Source organism: Psychrobacter sp. P11G3, assembly GCF_001435845.1.
GTDB lineage: Bacteria > Pseudomonadota > Gammaproteobacteria > Pseudomonadales > Moraxellaceae > Psychrobacter.
In genome coordinates, this window is the sequence record NZ_CM003596.1 from 1472312 (window position 1) to 1487951 (window position 15640).

Consider the following 15640-nt stretch of genomic DNA (forward strand, 5'->3'; position numbering starts at 1 on the left):
CTCTAACGAATTAGAGGCTTTTTTACGTGTTTATTGTTAGTAAATTAGTTTTTGAGAAGTCAAATTAGCATTGACTGTAGTTGACGCTAACACCGCGCGTTGCTGTAGGGATTCTACTATCAGCATAGACCGCCAGACCGCCTCGTGCCGTCTCTTTATATTTATCAGACATATCGGCACCTGTTTGCTTCATCGTCTCTATCGCTTTATCCAAAGAGACGAAGTGCTGACCATTACCTCTACAGGCTAGACGTGCTGCATTGATTGCTTTAACTGCACCCATCGCATTACGCTCGATACAAGGCACTTGTACCAGTCCGCCAATAGGGTCGCAAGTAAGGCCTAGATTGTGCTCAATACCAATCTCTGCTGCATTTAGGCATTTGGCTGGCGTGCCATTCATGATTTCTGCCAGTGCAGAGCCTGCCATTGCACACGCAGAACCAACCTCACCTTGGCAACCAACTTCAGCACCAGAGATTGAAGCATTTTGTTTGATAAGGCTACCGATAGCAGTGGCGTTTAGCAAAAATTTACGAACGCCATCTTGGCTGTAGTTGGGCAAAAAATCACGATAGTAATGCAGTACGGCAGGAATGATACCTGCTGCGCCATTGGTTGGAGCCGTGACTACTTTGCCGCCATTGGCATTTTCTTCATTGACGGCGAGCGCGTACAAATCGACCCAGTCCATAGCGGCTAACTTATCGGTCTTGGTGATAGGTTGGTCTTTTTCAGCACACAGCTGCGTATGCAAATCTTGGGCACGGCGTTTTACATCTAATCCACCCGGCAAGATGCCGCCATTTTCACAGCCTTGTTTGACACAGTCTTGCATCACTTCCCAAATACTATCTAGGTAAGCAAATACTTCTTCTTTGGCATGAAAGTGACATTCGTTTGCCAGTACCAATTCGCTGATGCTCAAATCATGCTCACGACATTGCTCTAGTAGCTCTGCTGCGTTATTGAACGGGTAGGGAACTCTATCGATGGTCGGGCTAGCATGATCTTCGTCTGGGTTAGTCGCATCTTCTTCATTGATGACAAAACCGCCACCGACTGAATAATAAGTCTGCTGATAGCGAACACCTTCAGTTGAGATAGCGCGTAGCGTCAATGCATTAGGGTGATAAGGTAGCACAGTATCGTCATACCAGTAGATATCTTGCTCTGTATCAAAAGCAATCGTATGCGTGCCTGATACATTGAGAATTTTGTCAGAGAAGATAGGAGATAGGTAGCTACTGGTCATGCGTGTATCTATCGTGCTAGGCGTATGTCCAAGCAGTCCTAATAAAATAGCGGTGTCTGTTGCATGGCCTTTTCCAGTCGCCGCCAAAGAACCATACAGTTCAATCTCAATGGTCTTAACCGCAGTCAGTTCCATCTGCTCAGTTAGCGAGGTCAAAAATAAATTTGCAGCGACCATCGGTCCGACGGTATGCGAACTGGATGGGCCGATGCCGATTTTAAATAAATCAAAAACACTGATCATAATAAGTCACCAAAAATTTTAAGCGCTTTAGCCTATTTTATCTATGACATTGGGCGCTTTTGTGAAGAATATAATAGACAGCCATCGCTCCTAGTCACCATTGATAGGTGGGCGCGAGACACTATTTATGAAGGTTATAAGGTAAATGAGCACTGAGGGCAGTTGAATAATAACTTTTATTTATTTTGAAACTCCGTTATCATGCTCGCAGTCAACAACTATGTAACATCCTGTAAGTTGGTTATCATCGTAAAATAAGACGGATTAAAAAAAAGACTAATTTTTTCAGTCAGACACATCCTTATTCATACATCTAGCAAGATATGGTTATCATACCAAATAATACTTTTGGTTTGTCATATTACAACATAAATGAATGAATTGGGATGACATATTATAGATAGAAAGACTTAACGTTCTGCTATTTATACAAGCCCTTAGAAATATGTCAATTTACTAATATATCCATCTGATTCTTATTTTATCAGTTATTCAAGGGCGTATTGAACATTCATAAATAGTCTCTGTCAGTGCCATGGTCGAATATTCAACACGCCCCAGCCTATTACTTTAGCTTAGCTCACATAGGACAAGCGCGCATGCCATCTCAAAAAGACCCTTCATCAGCGTCAGACAATAGCGCTCAAGATCTATCGACTCAAAATGCCTTGGAGTCTGCAGGCATTGATTCAGCCGCTATCAATTATCCGCACAATCCAGATTTTGAAAATGGCCGTTGGTTCCCGACATGGCGTCCTTATAAGGGCGACTTGGATCGTGATCCAGTAGGTATCAACGACTATCTACCTCCGTCAAAAAGCGTATTGCTCGGTATACAGCATACCTTTGCGATGTTTGGTGCAACCGTGCTTGCGCCTTTATTGATGGGGTTTGATCCTAACTTAGCTATCTTGATGTCTGGTATCTGTACGGTAATGTTCTTTATGATTACCGGTGGGCGCATGCCGAGCTACTTGGGATCAAGCTTTGCTTTTATTGGTCCAGTGATTGCGGTGACTGCGTATGCAGGGGCAGGGTTTAATGCCAATTTGAATGTCGCGCTAGGCGGTATCATGGCCTGCGGTATCATTTATGCGTTGATTGGCCTGTTAGTAATGAAAACAGGTACTGGCTGGATTGAGCGCTTGATGCCGCCTATCGTGACGGGTGCGATTGTCATGATTATCGGTCTTAACTTGGCGCCAGTGACCATTCAAGGCGTGTCTGCCAATCAGTTTGATGCTTGGATGGCCACCTTGACCGTATTGCTCATTAGTGGTGTGGCAGTATTTACTCGCGGTATGTTGCGTCGTCTGTTGCTACTCGTCGGTCTGGTTCTGTCGTACGTTGCTTACTTTGTCATGACCAATATTTTAGGCTTTGGTACAGCGATTGATTTTAGTACAGTAGCTGCCGCTTCATGGTTTGGACTCCCAAGCATTCATACGCCGCGCTTTGAGATGAGCGCTATTATCCTAATTGCACCTGTGGCCTTTATTTTGGTGGCTGAAAACCTAGGGCATTTTAAGGCAGTAGAGGGCATGACCAAGGCTCGTGTAACTCCTTATATGGGCCGAGCATTTTTGGCGGACGGTTTAGCCACGACCTTTTCAGCAGGATTTGGTGGTACAGGTGTCACTACTTACGCTGAAAATATCGGTGTCATGGCGGTTACCAAAGTGTATAGCACGACGATATTTGTCGTAGCAGGTTTGGTTGCTATCATATTGGGACTGTCACCAAAGTTTGGTGCGATCATTCAGACCATCCCAGCGGCTCTATTGGGCGGTGCTTCTATTGTTGTCTTTGGTCTTATCACGGTTGCTGGGATAAAAATCTGGATCGATAGCCATATTGATTTTAGTAAAAACAGCAATCTAATCATCGCGGCAGTGACGGTCATTATGGGTACTGGTAACTTTAGCTTGCATTTAGGTGGCTTTGATTTAGGCGGTATCGGTACTGCTACTTTAGCCGCTATCGTGTTAAATGCTTTGTTTAACCAAAGTTCTGAAGCGAAATAAGTAATGCTTATGAGATTGAAGTTTGTGCCTATCAAATAAAAATGGTCAAAGCATATCTCCTCTAACAAAAAGCGCCCATACTATCGATAGCATGGGCGCTTTTTTGTATGGCAATATTGAGCAACAGTATTGAAAAAAATCAATATTACTTATAGTCACGCTTATAAAATCTTGAAAAAAACCGATAGCGGCGAAGGGCACGTGGTTTCGGTTTCAATGAGCCTAAGTAAATAGCAAACATCGTTAATAGTGCGCCACTCCACTGCAAGGTATTAATCGGCTTGTCCAGCCAGCTATAATCAATGACAAGGGCTGCAATAGGCTCAGTCAACAATAGCAGTCCAGTCAGTGCCAGAGATAACTTAGGAATAGAATAGGCAATCAACCCCCATGCTAGACACTGCATTACCGTACCATAAATAAGCACCCAGCCAATCTCAGACCATGTATTGGGTAGGATATTACCTGTGTCAAATACAAACATCGGTATAATCATGGCTAAGACGCCGCCGATACTGATCAGCTGCATTAGCATAAATATAGGCGTCGGTTCAGTGTCGTGCGTTTTGCGGATAAATGTCATTGATGCAGCTAACATGGCACCCGATACAATACCAGTGACAAAGCCCCAAGTCGCAGCGGTGTTGTGTGCGAATTCAGGGCTACCTATCATCGCCACGCCTATCATGGCTAAGAACAAACTAATAAGCTGTACGATAGACTGACGCTCATTGAAATACAAAAACCCAATCGCGGCCAAGAAAAATATTTGCAGACTATTAAGCAGCGTCGAAATACCAGGGCCAACCGCATAAATACTCTCATGCCACAGCGCCAAATCTAATCCTAAAAACGCCCCTGATAGTAGCGCATAAAAAATGGCGCGTCTTGATTTGGGCATACGTTGGCCCATTATCTTAGCCAATACTGCAAATACAATACCCGAAACAGCCAATCGCCAAAACGACATGGCCCAACCACCAATATCGACGTGAGCGACAATTAAGCTGCCCAATCCAAAAATGATACAACCAATGACTAAGCCAATAGGTGCAGATCGCGTTGAAGCAATAGCCATAATTTGTCCTTATAACAGTATTTGAATGACAGCATTTTGAATAACAGCACTCTTATTATCATTGCATCATGTCAGAACTTATGTTGACATAAAGCCATATTGTCGTGGTTTTAAACGCAAAATGAAATGGCAAAACCATAATTTATTATGCTGAATACAGGTACTATCGCTATGCGGAAAATTATTGGGCATGTTGGACGCAAATAAATAATCAAAGTGTTTGATATAGCTACGTTTTTCACAAGAGTCTTATGACAGTTAGATAATAGTACATATATCAAAATATTTGTATCAGGGTGACGATTCGTAGGAGTATGAAAGCGCATGATGTATACAAGTGATATTTTTGTAGAGATGGTTTGTAGGGATAATATGTGTGTAGCACTTTAAGCGACATTAACGCTGCAACACATGTATAGTAGATTGACGATATAATGTACTTAACGTCTGATTTGTTATACCAAACAATCTATATTATTTGTCTAGGTTTATTTATGCTTCAACGATTGCTATCAAAAAAACAGCCACATACATTGTCTGGCTTGCTACCAAAAGTATCGCAATACAGTTTCGTCGTGACGATGCTATCTAGCGCATGGTTTTTGATGCCTAGCGCACATGCCGCCAGTTGCAAAATCCCAAAAAGTTATTACAAAAACGTCTCCTGCACGGCCAGTAGCAGTTACTTTTTGGCGATTAAAGACTTTGGTGCGCCAGTGGCGTTAATTGATAAAAAAGGCAAACGAGTCGTTGATTTATCACGTTATCGAAAAGTCGATGCCGATAAACTGTCAGGCGGTCTGTTGCCTGTACTGCGTAACAGTCGAGTCGGCTATCTCAATATGCAAGGCCGCGAAGTCGTGCCTGCCATGTACGATATATTGACAGAGAGTCAAGGTTGGGCGCGGCCTGTATCGGATGGGCGTATCGTGGTAAAAAAAGAGGGTAACTATGGTGTGATTAATACAGCCAATAGTACCGTTGTCTCGTTTTCTGCAGCGATTGATGATATCGATAATTATCGTAATGGAGTAGCGCGTGTACGTAAAGGTCGTGCAACCAGTTGGGTAGATAAAAACGGCAATGCGGCGAGTGATCCGAATGCCCAGAATGACACTCAGGCAGTGAACAAACCTACTTCATCTAACGAAAAATCTAGCAAAGCATCACAGTCTGTACCGGCGCGTTTTACGACGCTTCAATCGCGTCAGCAAGATGGTAAATGGGGTTTCGTCGATGACAATAATGTCACCATGATTACGTACTCATTTGATGAAGTGCGTCCGTTTTCTGAGGAATATGCTGGCGTGCGTATCGGTGAAGAGTGGGGCTTTGTCAATTTAGGCGGTGAGCTGGTGATTCCTTTTCGCTTTGCTAATAATGGTGTGAACGCTAACGATAGCTATCAGGGCAAACCATCCTTTGTATTTACAGGTGGTAAGGCGTGGATTGGTAACCTAAAGAATGGGAATAAAATGTGTATTGATAAGGAAGGCGCTGGCGTTGCTTGTGATTGATGCAATTACTAGGGCGTGTCCTTATTTTAAAAATGGTGATAAAAATGAGATAAATCGCAGTCAAACAAGGAAAATAGCGCAGATAATATCGAGATATTAGTCAGCTATTTGATGCCATTTGGCAAGATTTAGCCATTTTTAACCCATTTAGATAACTATCGATTGAATTGAGGACACGCCCTAGGATTAAATAGACAATAAAAAAGAGTGTAAAACCTGTGAGTTAGCGATAGGTTTTACACTCTTTTTTTTGACATTGATGTTTTTAAAGCTAGTTGCTCGATAAATGATTACTGATTAAGTCAACCATATAAGGCTGATAATACTCTGGAATATCGTGTGCCATGCCTTCAATGAGATGGAACGTAGCATTAGGGATGGTTTTGGCAACGACTCGACCCTGCGAGGCAGGCAGGAGTCCGTCAGCGCTACCATGTAATACAATCGTCGGTGCTTTGACCTGCTTACTAAACCGACTGATAGATCCTGATGCCAAGATAGCATTGAGCTGCTGTACTGTACCAAGTGGGTGAAAATTGCGCTGATAGCGAATCTTGGCGATTTCACGCACCATACGCACATTCACATGACCTGGTGTACCAACGGTCTTCATAAACCAAACGCTATGACGCACGATATCACGCTCAGAGTGGCTCTCTGGACGATTAATAAGGGTATATAGCTGTTTAGGCTTGGGCGGCTTCAAAAACGCACGATTGGTCGTGGTAAACATAAGCGCCATTCGCTGCACTAAGCTCGGATAACGTGCTGCCACGATTTGTGCAATCATACCGCCCATCGAAGCCCCAAGCAGATGTGTCTTACCGAGCTTTAGTGCTTTAATCAAACGTGCTGTGTCTTCAGCCATATCCGTCAAGTTATAAGCAACCTGCGTGCTTTTGTTAGACAGCCCTGTCTGTAGACGTACCATCATTTTAAGCTGGCTAATACGCGGCAAGCCTTCTATCTGTACTTTAGAAGACAAGCCGATATCACGATTATCAAAACGAATCACAAAAAAACCAGCATCGATAAAGCGCTTAATAAAATTGTCTGGCCAAAATATCATTTGTGAGCCTAGCCCCATGATCATCAGCAGCGGCGGATTATTGGGGTTACCGCCAGCTTCGACACACAACTCAATACCATCACCGATGTCAATCATTGCTTGACGAAGGTGCTTACTCAAGTCAGAGTCGCGCCATTGATGCTCCCCAAATTTGCGCCACTCAGGAGTAGGGTAGTTATTCAGATGATCTTCTAGATTGTTATCTAGCGTTTCAGGCAATTTGGCACTATTGATGTCATTTGATTTTGTCATGAAGTGTCCTAATTAGAGGGTCATCTACTACAGCTCAAGCATCTCAAAATCAAGCTTGCCGACACCGCACTCAGGGCAAGTCCAGTCATCAGGGATGTCTTCCCACTTAGTACCAGGTGCGATACCTTCTTCTGGGCAGCCAAGCGCCTCATCATATATCCAGCCGCAGACAATACATTCATAACGTTTCATAAATAGTCCTATCGATCATTACCAGTATTACAGTTACAGCGTACTATAAACGCTCATTTTTAATATTACAGCTATTATATTAGACTGCAAAAACGCACGTAGTTTAGCATATAACCGCAATTTTCATAGTTAAGTTTACACTTGTATATTGAGATGACTTTTCTTTTATCAAGTCAATCACATACGTTACCTTATTAGCGCTTAATAACGAGACTGGACGCCAGCCCGCCATACGAAAACCAATTATGCTATAATCATCGCCGCTAAATTCACAGTAATGCTTAGCATTTATCGCTGATATATCATCCAGTTGTTGTCTTATCTAAACTAACTAAACCATCTAAATACATAAGCTAAGGGTCATCATGAGTACCAATGCCGCCGCTACATCCGCCACCAACAATGAGACGTCTCATGTGCTCAATACTGACCATCCGTTTTGGCAGATTATTCGCACAGTACCAGACTTTCCAAAAGCTGGCATTGATTTTTATGACATTACCCCGTTACTGCGCAGTCATATTGACGCTGTCATTGACGCGCTACTTGCCGCTTTGCCAGAAGGGCTTATGGACGAGGTAGATTGTCTGGGTGCGGTAGAAGCGCGCGGTTTTGTATTCGCCAGTATGCTAGCAGGTCGTCTGGGCAAAGGCATGATCTTGCTACGTAAACCAGGTAAGCTGCCGCCACCAGTTGCCAACAAAGCCTACGCACTGGAGTATGGTAAAGACACACTTGAGATGCAAAATAACCTGCCGCCTGAGCGCGTACTATTGGTCGATGACATCTTGGCAACTGGTGGTACGTTGACTACTGCTTACGAGCTGTGCCAATCGGCTGACCATACTGTGGTCGGTGCGCTAGTGTTATTGGACTTGGTCGACTTGCATGGCGAGTTCCCAGTACCTGTTTATACGGTACTAAAAGCTTAAAATGAATTGCTATTTCTTTGACTACTAGACACGATGTATTGTCGATATAGCTAAACGATTCTCCAAATAATAAAGCGCCCTGATACTATGTCAGGGCGCTTTTTTGGTACTGTACTGATGTTTTTTAGTACTGTGTTGAGTAGGCTGTATTTATTGCTCTTCGTCTTGTTCGTAGTCCTTACAAGACTGCTCTATCACTGTACGACCGACTGTCTTTGGTGTGGTGACTTTAAAGTCTTTTGTGGTCAATATTGGTTTTTCTGACTGCCATGATTTGGTTACTTTGCCTTCAGCATCGTAGTTAACAAAGGCTCGTCTATAGTAACTGGCATCTTTGCATGAAATGAGTAGTTGTTGCTCACTATGGTCAATATTGCTTTTTTCTTCCTTTGAATCATCTTTATCGGCATCTTTGTCTTTAGGATAGGTTCTAAGGATAGATACTGTGATATTTTCGACGTCTTTTTCATCTATGATACTGATGTCAGAGCTTTCAATAGAATCCAAATCTATACTAAAAATTGATCCAGAGCTGCTCTCGGACACCTCTACCCAGTTAACTGCCTGGGCGCTGATCGCTAAAGCACTGCCTGCCAATAATATTGATAGCCGTTTCATATAAGCCTTGCTTCTTGTCATTTGAAGTAGGTAATGATAGCCAACTTACTATTAGTAGGCAAATATCTTTTGTGCCAGCCCAGTATCCGTCGTGCTCTGTCGTGTGGCTATTATTGGCCGCGAATAGCTGCCAATGTCTTAGCCAGCTCGTCACGCGCTCCGATAAAACCATCAATACCCTTAGGCAACAAGTCCTGTGTAACCTTGTCTTGCTGATACGCAGCACTAAACTCTTCATGCGTTAAGCTTACTTGAGTCATCGCTTTCATATCCATCGACATACTCGGAGACAGTTGGCGAGTTACCTCGGTATCCATGGTTGCCAACTCATCAATGAGGTTTGGAGCTATAGTCAGTAAGTCACAACCTGCCAATGCCAAAATTTGCTCGGTAGAGCGGAAACTAGCGCCCATTACTTGTGTCTGGTAACCGTGCTGTTTGTAATACTGATAAATGAGCTTGACTGACTGTACGCCCATGTCATCAGAAGCCGGAACGTTTTGACGGCTTTGTTGACGTTTTTGCCAGTCTAAAATACGGCCAACGAAAGGCGATATCAGGGTCACACCAGCATCTGCACAGGCAATCGCTTGGTGTTGTCCAAACAGCAGGGTCAGGTTGCAGTGGATATTTTGAGTCTCAAGATAGCGCGCCGCCTCGATACCTTGCCAAGTTGCCGCCATTTTTATCAATACTCGCTCTGAATCGACGCCCGCTTTTTGGTAAGCATCCATAAAGGCCAGTGCCTTATCTATCGTCGCTTGAGTATCATAAGATAAGCGAGCGTCCACTTCAGTAGAGACTCGGCCTTCGATCAGCTCTAAAATATCGCAGCCAACCTGAATGGTCAGCGCATCGATCACGGCATCCACGTCACCATTGTGACGACTCATGGTCTCTGACAGCATACCTTGGTTATCAGGATGAATCAGAGCCTTGGTAATAAGGCTTGGGTTGGTGGTTGCATCGATAGGTTTTAAACGGGCAATAGCGGCAAGGTCACCAGTATCAGCAACAATCGTGGTCATAGTACGTAGCTGTTGTAATGCGCTCATCAGGTATCCTTTTTCTTATTAATCACATGATGCTCCTCTTATATATAACAGGGTAGGGAGCTGAACTGGAACTGTAACACAGTTTTGGGCAGGTGTTGCCTCATAGTTATGCTATGCGTCACTGTTATCTGGCTCAACTGTGCTAATATTAATAACAGTTGGTATATTTATACGCATTTACGAATGGGCACTGACCTTAGTTTTTGCTATAGTAGAGCCGGCTATGTATCAAGCTGCTGTATTTGGCAGTAAATATAGCATTAACGCCAAATGGCACTAGCAATATAAGGTATTTTTGATAGACTGTTTTGAGGTTGATTTTGAACATAGTTTCTATCATCAGGCTTAGTCTTTAACTAAAAACAGAAAACAGTCAGATTTGGCAATAGTGCTAGCTAAGTAATAGAAATGTAATAGCCATATTTAAATAATAGTAATATCTAACAGCGATAAAATCTAAAAAGGATGGGCGGTAATGAGCGAGCAGTCACCAGAGCAAACAATGGATAATCTAAATCAAACCACTACAGGCGCTAGCGATACCGCAACTGAAAAAGAGTTTTTAGACAATATTCGCCAAAATATTGACGCAGTAGACTGTGAGATCCAAACGTTAATCAACAACCGTGCAAAGTTGGCTCAGCAAGTAGCCATGGTAAAGAAAAATCATACCGCTGCTGATGACAATAGCAATCCTATCTTTTACCGCCCTGAGCGTGAAGCACAGGTACTAAAAGCTGTCATGGAGCGTAATGCAGGCCCCATCGCTGATGAGAAAATGGCGCGTTTATTCCGTGAAATCATGTCAGTATGCTTGGATTTAGAAGCGCCGCAGCGTATTGCCTTCTTGGGCCCTGTCGGTACCTTTACGCATGCCGCTGCGCTCAAGCACTTTGGTAAAGCCGCTGATACTGTGCCGATGACAACCATTACTGATGTCTTCCGCGAAGTCGAAGCGGGGACAGCGATGTATGGCGTGGTTCCTGTCGAGAACTCTTCAGAAGGCGTAGTCAACCATACTCTGGATGGCTTCTTATCTTCTACTTTGAAAATCATTGGTGAAGTTGAACTACCAATTCACCAAAACTTCTTGGTTGCTGAGCATACTAAGATTGATGGCTTGAGCCGTATTTATTCGCACCAGCAGTCGCTTGCTCAGTGCCGTCATTGGCTGGATGTAAACTTTCCTAATGTTGAGCGCGTTGCTGTATCAAGCAATGGTGAAGCCGCTCGCCGCCTTAAAAACGAATGGCACTCTGCTGCGATTGCAGGTGACGTCGCTGCTGCAGAGTATGGCTTGCATAAGCTTTATTCAAATATCGAAGACAATCCAAGCAATACCACGCGCTTCCTTATTGTCGGTCATGAAGCGATTGCACCATCTGGTCAAGACAAAACTTCTATCGTCGTCTCCGCTCATGATAAAGCAGGCGCACTGATCGAAATCTTGAAACCTTTGTCATATCATGGCGTATCGATGACCAGTATTGAGACGCGTCCTGAGCGTCCTAACAAGTGGGCATATGTATTCTTTATCGATATGAATGGTCATGTTAATGATCCAAACGTTAGCGCTGCCATCAATGATATTCGTCCATTGGTCAAAGATTTGCGCATATTAGGCTCATATCCAAAAGCTGTCCTATAGACGACTGTCTATAGATAATTACAGGCTTACTCACAGGTATTCATACATAATAGATGGGTCTTAGCTTTTGCGGATAGCATTCAAAAAAAGCATTTACAGACATCATCTAAGGATAAACCATGCAGACTACTCAATTGACCGCGTCAGATCTATCGCCGTTAACGCCAGCTTACGACAGTATTTTGGCATTGGCACCTTATCAAACTGGTAAGCCAATTGAGGAGCTGACACGTGAGTATGGTGTCTCAGATGTGGTCAAGCTGGCTAGCAATGAGAATCCAATGGGATGCTCCCCACGAGTGACGCTAGCAGTGACTGAGCAGCTAGGGCAGTTGTCGCGCTATCCTGATGGCAATGGCTACTATCTAAAGCAAGCGCTAGCTGACTTTAACGATGTCAATACCAATCAAATTACCTTGGGTAATGGCTCTGATGACTTGCTCGATATTTTAGCACGCAGCTTTGTGGGTGCTGATGATGCCATCGTCTATAGCCAGTATGCTTTTGTGGTATATCCTATGCTAGCGAAGATGCAAGGTGCCACAGGAATTGAAGTGCCTGCTCAACGCTTTGGGCATAATTTAAAAGCCATGAGCGAAGCGGTTCAAGACAATACGAATACCAAAATCGTCTTTATTGCCAATCCGAATAATCCAACGGGTACGCAGCTAGAGCAAAAAGAGCTGCGCCAATTTGTTGCCGGTGTGCCAAGCTCAGTCTTGGTGGTACTAGATGAAGCTTATATCGAGTATAGTCCTGAGAGTAACAACCGCGCATTATTGGATGAGTTCGATAATGTCATTATTGTACGTACTTTTTCTAAAGCTTATGGGCTGGCAGGTTTACGCGTCGGTTATGCTCTAAGCTCGGTGGCAGTGGCAGATTTACTAAACCGAATTCGTCAGCCATTTAACGTCAGCCGTGTTGGTTTAGCTGCCGCTGCTGCTGCACTTGCCGATCAAGACTTTATCGAAAAAACTCGTCTGATAAACGATGAGCAAATGCGTTGGTTAGAAAAGCAGTTTGACGCGCTAGGATTGGGTTTTGTGAATTCGCATGCCAATTTTATTATGGTCGAAGTGCAGGTTGAGATGGAAGATATAACCGCTGCTTCTATCCATCAGGCGCTACTTGAACAAGGCGTTATTGTCCGTCCGTTGGATACTTATGGATTACCTAACTGGCTGCGTATCACAGTAGGTGTGGCTGAAGACAATCTGCGTTTGATTGATACTCTGCGTTCTATTTTGACTGAAGACTAAGCGTATCCATAAGTGCTTTGTAATTTAAAAATTGTTCTTAATTAGCCATTAAAATTTATAACACTAAGACTGGCCCTATCTATGTCTTAGTGTGTCCAACGAGAAAAGCCGTGAGTAGTCAGAAAAATAATAAACTTCAATTGCCTCTAAATACTACGCCATCTATATTTAAACAAGTTTGTGTGATTGGACTTGGGCTGATTGGTGCCAGTTTTGCGCAAGCTATTAAAGATAATGGCTTGAGCGAGCGTTTGGTAGCAGTCGATAGGCATGCACCAAGTATCACAGAAGCCATCGAGCATGGTCTGCTAGATGCAGGTAGTGCAAACTTACAGGACGTCATCGCTGGCAGTGATTTAATCATTATTGCAGTGCCAGTACAGGCTGTTCAAGCAGTGTTTGTTGATATCAAACAAGCGATAGATAACGGACAGCTTGCCAGTGATTGCATCATGACGGATGTCTGTAGTACTAAAGTCAATATCATTGATGCCGCTAAAGTAGTGTTCGGTTCGCTGCCGACAGGATTGGTGCCAGCGCATCCAATTGCTGGGGCTGAAAATTCAGGGTATCATGCGCGCCGCGCCAGTTTATTTGTTAATCATAGCGTCATTATTTGCGAGCTACCGACGACCAGTGCAACCGCTATTGCAAAGTTGCGACTATTATGGGAATCAGTAGGCGCAAATGTCATGTCAATGGATGCTGAGCACCATGACCGCATATTAGCGCACACCAGCCATTTGCCACATTTACTTGCCTTCAACTTAGTTGAGCAATTGGCAAGCCATGATGACAATTTAGATATGTTTCGTTATGCCGCTGGTGGATTCCGCGATTTTACGCGTATCGCCGCCAGTGACCCTAAAATGTGGCATGATATATTTTTTGCCAACCAAAGCGCGATTGTCAGCGCACTTGATGAGTATGGTGTCTATTTACAGACAATGCGCCAGCTTATCATTGATCAAGATTCAACTGCCCTGATGGGACTTTTGGGCCGCGCGCAAGCCGCACGGCGACATTTCGGCCATATGTTAGCCAGCACCCCTTATACGGATACTTCTGCTATGTCAGCTTCTTATAATATTACCCCTAGCAATACTGTTTCTGGCACCATCGCCATTCCTGGTGACAAATCTATCTCGCATCGCAGCATTATGCTCGGCAGTCTTGCCACAGGCGTGACAAATGTGACTGGGTTTTTGGAAGGGGAAGATGCGCTAGCAACGCTACAAGCATTCCGTGATATGGGTGTGACTATCGAAGGCCCTGACAATGGCAACTTGACCATTCATGGCGTCGGTATGAATGGTTTAAAACCTAGCAAAACCCCACTGTATATGGGTAACTCTGGTACCAGTATGCGTCTGCTATCTGGTATTTTGGCAGCACAATCATTTGATAGCGTGCTGACAGGTGATACTAGCTTGAATAAACGCCCAATGGAGCGCGTGGCGGCACCGCTACGCACGATGGGAGCTGTGATTCAGAGCACTGGTCATAGCGGTACAGCACCGCTAAGTATCACTGGTCGTGATACAGCTGGTAAGCCATTACAAGGCACTGAGTATGATATGCCAGTCGCTTCAGCTCAGGTAAAATCTTGCTTGCTACTAGCAGGTCTATGGGCCGATGGTACGACAACAGTCATACAGCCTGAGATTAGCCGTGACCATACTGAGCGTATGCTATCGGCCTTTGGTTATCCGGTAACCGTAGAAGGCAATCGTATCAGTGTCACTGGCGGTGGCACACTAACAGGCGGCGATATCGCGGTTCCTGCTGATATCTCATCTGCAGCGTTTTTTATGGTGGCAGCGGCCATCAGTCAAAATAGCGAGCTGACCTTGACACAAGTAGGTATCAACCCTACGCGTACTGGCGTCATTGATATTCTTAAATTAATGAATGCAGATATTAGCCTAAGCAATGAGACACATGTGGGCGGCGAGCCAGTTGCTGATATTACGATTCGCAGCTCAAACCTAGTCGGTATTGAGATACCAGAGCATCTCGTACCACTGGCGATTGATGAGTTCCCTGTGCTATTTATCGCGGCTAGCTGTGCACAAGGTCGTACGGTATTGACTGGTGCCAAAGAGCTGCGTGTCAAAGAATCAGATCGTATCGCTGTGATGGCAGAAGGATTACATACGCTTGGTATTGATTGTACTGTAACTGATGATGGTCTGATTATCGAAGGCAAAGGCGTAGCTACCGAAAACGGTGAAGTCAACAATAGCCAGCCTGTCTTTGGTGGTGGTCATATTGTCTCGCATCATGATCACCGTATTGCAATGAGCTTCTCTGTAGCCAGTCTGCGTGCATCCCAGCAAATTACCATTGAAGGGGTTGAAACGGTTAATACTAGCTTTCCTGGATTTGCTGAACTTGCCAACCAAATCGGTATGTCTATCCAAGTGGATACTGGTGCTGAGTAAGTCGCTAAGCTACCATTAACTCTTAAAAGTTTAATCTAACATCGTTAGCAA

12 protein-coding genes are annotated in these 15640 nt (G+C 44.1%); 6 read left to right on the forward strand and 6 right to left on the reverse strand.

What is annotated here, in order from left to right; all coding sequences use genetic code 11:
* Positions 1 to 64: 64 nt before the first annotated feature.
* The gene (locus tag AK824_RS06055) at positions 65 to 1501 is read right to left on the reverse strand and encodes an L-serine ammonia-lyase (RefSeq protein ID WP_227511229.1); all 1437 of its coding nucleotides are present in this window, start codon (positions 1499 to 1501) and stop codon (positions 65 to 67) included.
* 596 nt (positions 1502 to 2097) lie between these two features.
* Between AK824_RS06055 and AK824_RS06060 the strand changes: the two genes are divergently transcribed.
* Positions 2098 to 3522 (forward strand): solute carrier family 23 protein, encoded by a 1425-nt coding sequence (locus AK824_RS06060; protein ID WP_057759792.1) that lies wholly within the window; start codon positions 2098 to 2100, stop codon positions 3520 to 3522.
* A 145-nt stretch (positions 3523 to 3667) separates the two neighbouring features.
* Here the strand turns inward: AK824_RS06060 and AK824_RS06065 are convergent, their stop codons facing one another.
* Positions 3668 to 4600 carry a DMT family transporter gene (locus AK824_RS06065; RefSeq protein ID WP_057759795.1) on the reverse strand — a complete coding sequence of 311 codons (933 nt, stop codon included), beginning with the start codon at positions 4598 to 4600 and terminating at the stop codon, positions 3668 to 3670.
* Between the two features lie 494 nt (positions 4601 to 5094).
* On the opposite strand from AK824_RS06065, the gene AK824_RS06070 reads away from it, so the two are divergent.
* Complete coding sequence (locus tag AK824_RS06070; RefSeq protein ID WP_057759797.1) at positions 5095 to 6117, forward strand: WG repeat-containing protein; 1023 nt, start codon at positions 5095 to 5097, stop codon at positions 6115 to 6117.
* A 271-nt stretch (positions 6118 to 6388) separates the two neighbouring features.
* Here the strand turns inward: AK824_RS06070 and AK824_RS06075 are convergent, their stop codons facing one another.
* Together AK824_RS06075 and AK824_RS06080 are read right to left on the reverse strand one after the other, a co-directional pair.
* The gene (locus AK824_RS06075; protein ID WP_057759800.1) at positions 6389 to 7438 is read right to left on the reverse strand and encodes an alpha/beta fold hydrolase; all 1050 of its coding nucleotides are present in this window, start codon (positions 7436 to 7438) and stop codon (positions 6389 to 6391) included.
* A 27-nt stretch (positions 7439 to 7465) separates the two neighbouring features.
* On the reverse strand, positions 7466 to 7630 hold the full coding sequence (locus AK824_RS06080) for a rubredoxin (RefSeq protein ID WP_057759803.1): 165 nt from the start codon (positions 7628 to 7630) through the stop codon (positions 7466 to 7468).
* Positions 7631 to 7995: 365 nt separating this feature from the next.
* On the opposite strand from AK824_RS06080, the gene AK824_RS06085 reads away from it, so the two are divergent.
* Positions 7996 to 8562 carry an adenine phosphoribosyltransferase gene (locus AK824_RS06085; RefSeq protein ID WP_057759806.1) on the forward strand — a complete coding sequence of 189 codons (567 nt, stop codon included), beginning with the start codon at positions 7996 to 7998 and terminating at the stop codon, positions 8560 to 8562.
* Positions 8563 to 8712: 150 nt separating this feature from the next.
* Here AK824_RS06085 and AK824_RS06090 read toward each other — a convergent pair whose 3' ends face one another.
* Complete coding sequence (locus tag AK824_RS06090; RefSeq protein WP_057759809.1) at positions 8713 to 9180, reverse strand: hypothetical protein; 468 nt, start codon at positions 9178 to 9180, stop codon at positions 8713 to 8715.
* A 110-nt stretch (positions 9181 to 9290) separates the two neighbouring features.
* Positions 9291 to 10235, reverse strand: a complete 945-nt coding sequence (locus AK824_RS06095) for a transaldolase (protein WP_057759811.1) — start codon at positions 10233 to 10235, stop codon at positions 9291 to 9293.
* A 475-nt stretch (positions 10236 to 10710) separates the two neighbouring features.
* Between AK824_RS06095 and pheA the strand changes: the two genes are divergently transcribed.
* The 3 genes from pheA to AK824_RS06110 all read left to right on the forward strand — a co-directional run bounded on the left by pheA (position 10711) and on the right by AK824_RS06110 (position 15589).
* Positions 10711 to 11883 carry a prephenate dehydratase gene (pheA, locus tag AK824_RS06100; RefSeq protein WP_057759814.1) on the forward strand — a complete coding sequence of 391 codons (1173 nt, stop codon included), beginning with the start codon at positions 10711 to 10713 and terminating at the stop codon, positions 11881 to 11883.
* Positions 11884 to 12002: 119 nt separating this feature from the next.
* On the forward strand, positions 12003 to 13145 hold the full coding sequence (hisC, locus tag AK824_RS06105; RefSeq protein ID WP_057759817.1) for a histidinol-phosphate transaminase: 1143 nt from the start codon (positions 12003 to 12005) through the stop codon (positions 13143 to 13145).
* Positions 13146 to 13255: 110 nt separating this feature from the next.
* Positions 13256 to 15589: a bifunctional prephenate dehydrogenase/3-phosphoshikimate 1-carboxyvinyltransferase gene (locus AK824_RS06110; RefSeq protein WP_156410689.1), complete on the forward strand. Its 2334-nt coding sequence runs from the start codon at positions 13256 to 13258 to the stop codon at positions 15587 to 15589.
* Positions 15590 to 15640 lie beyond the last annotated feature (51 nt).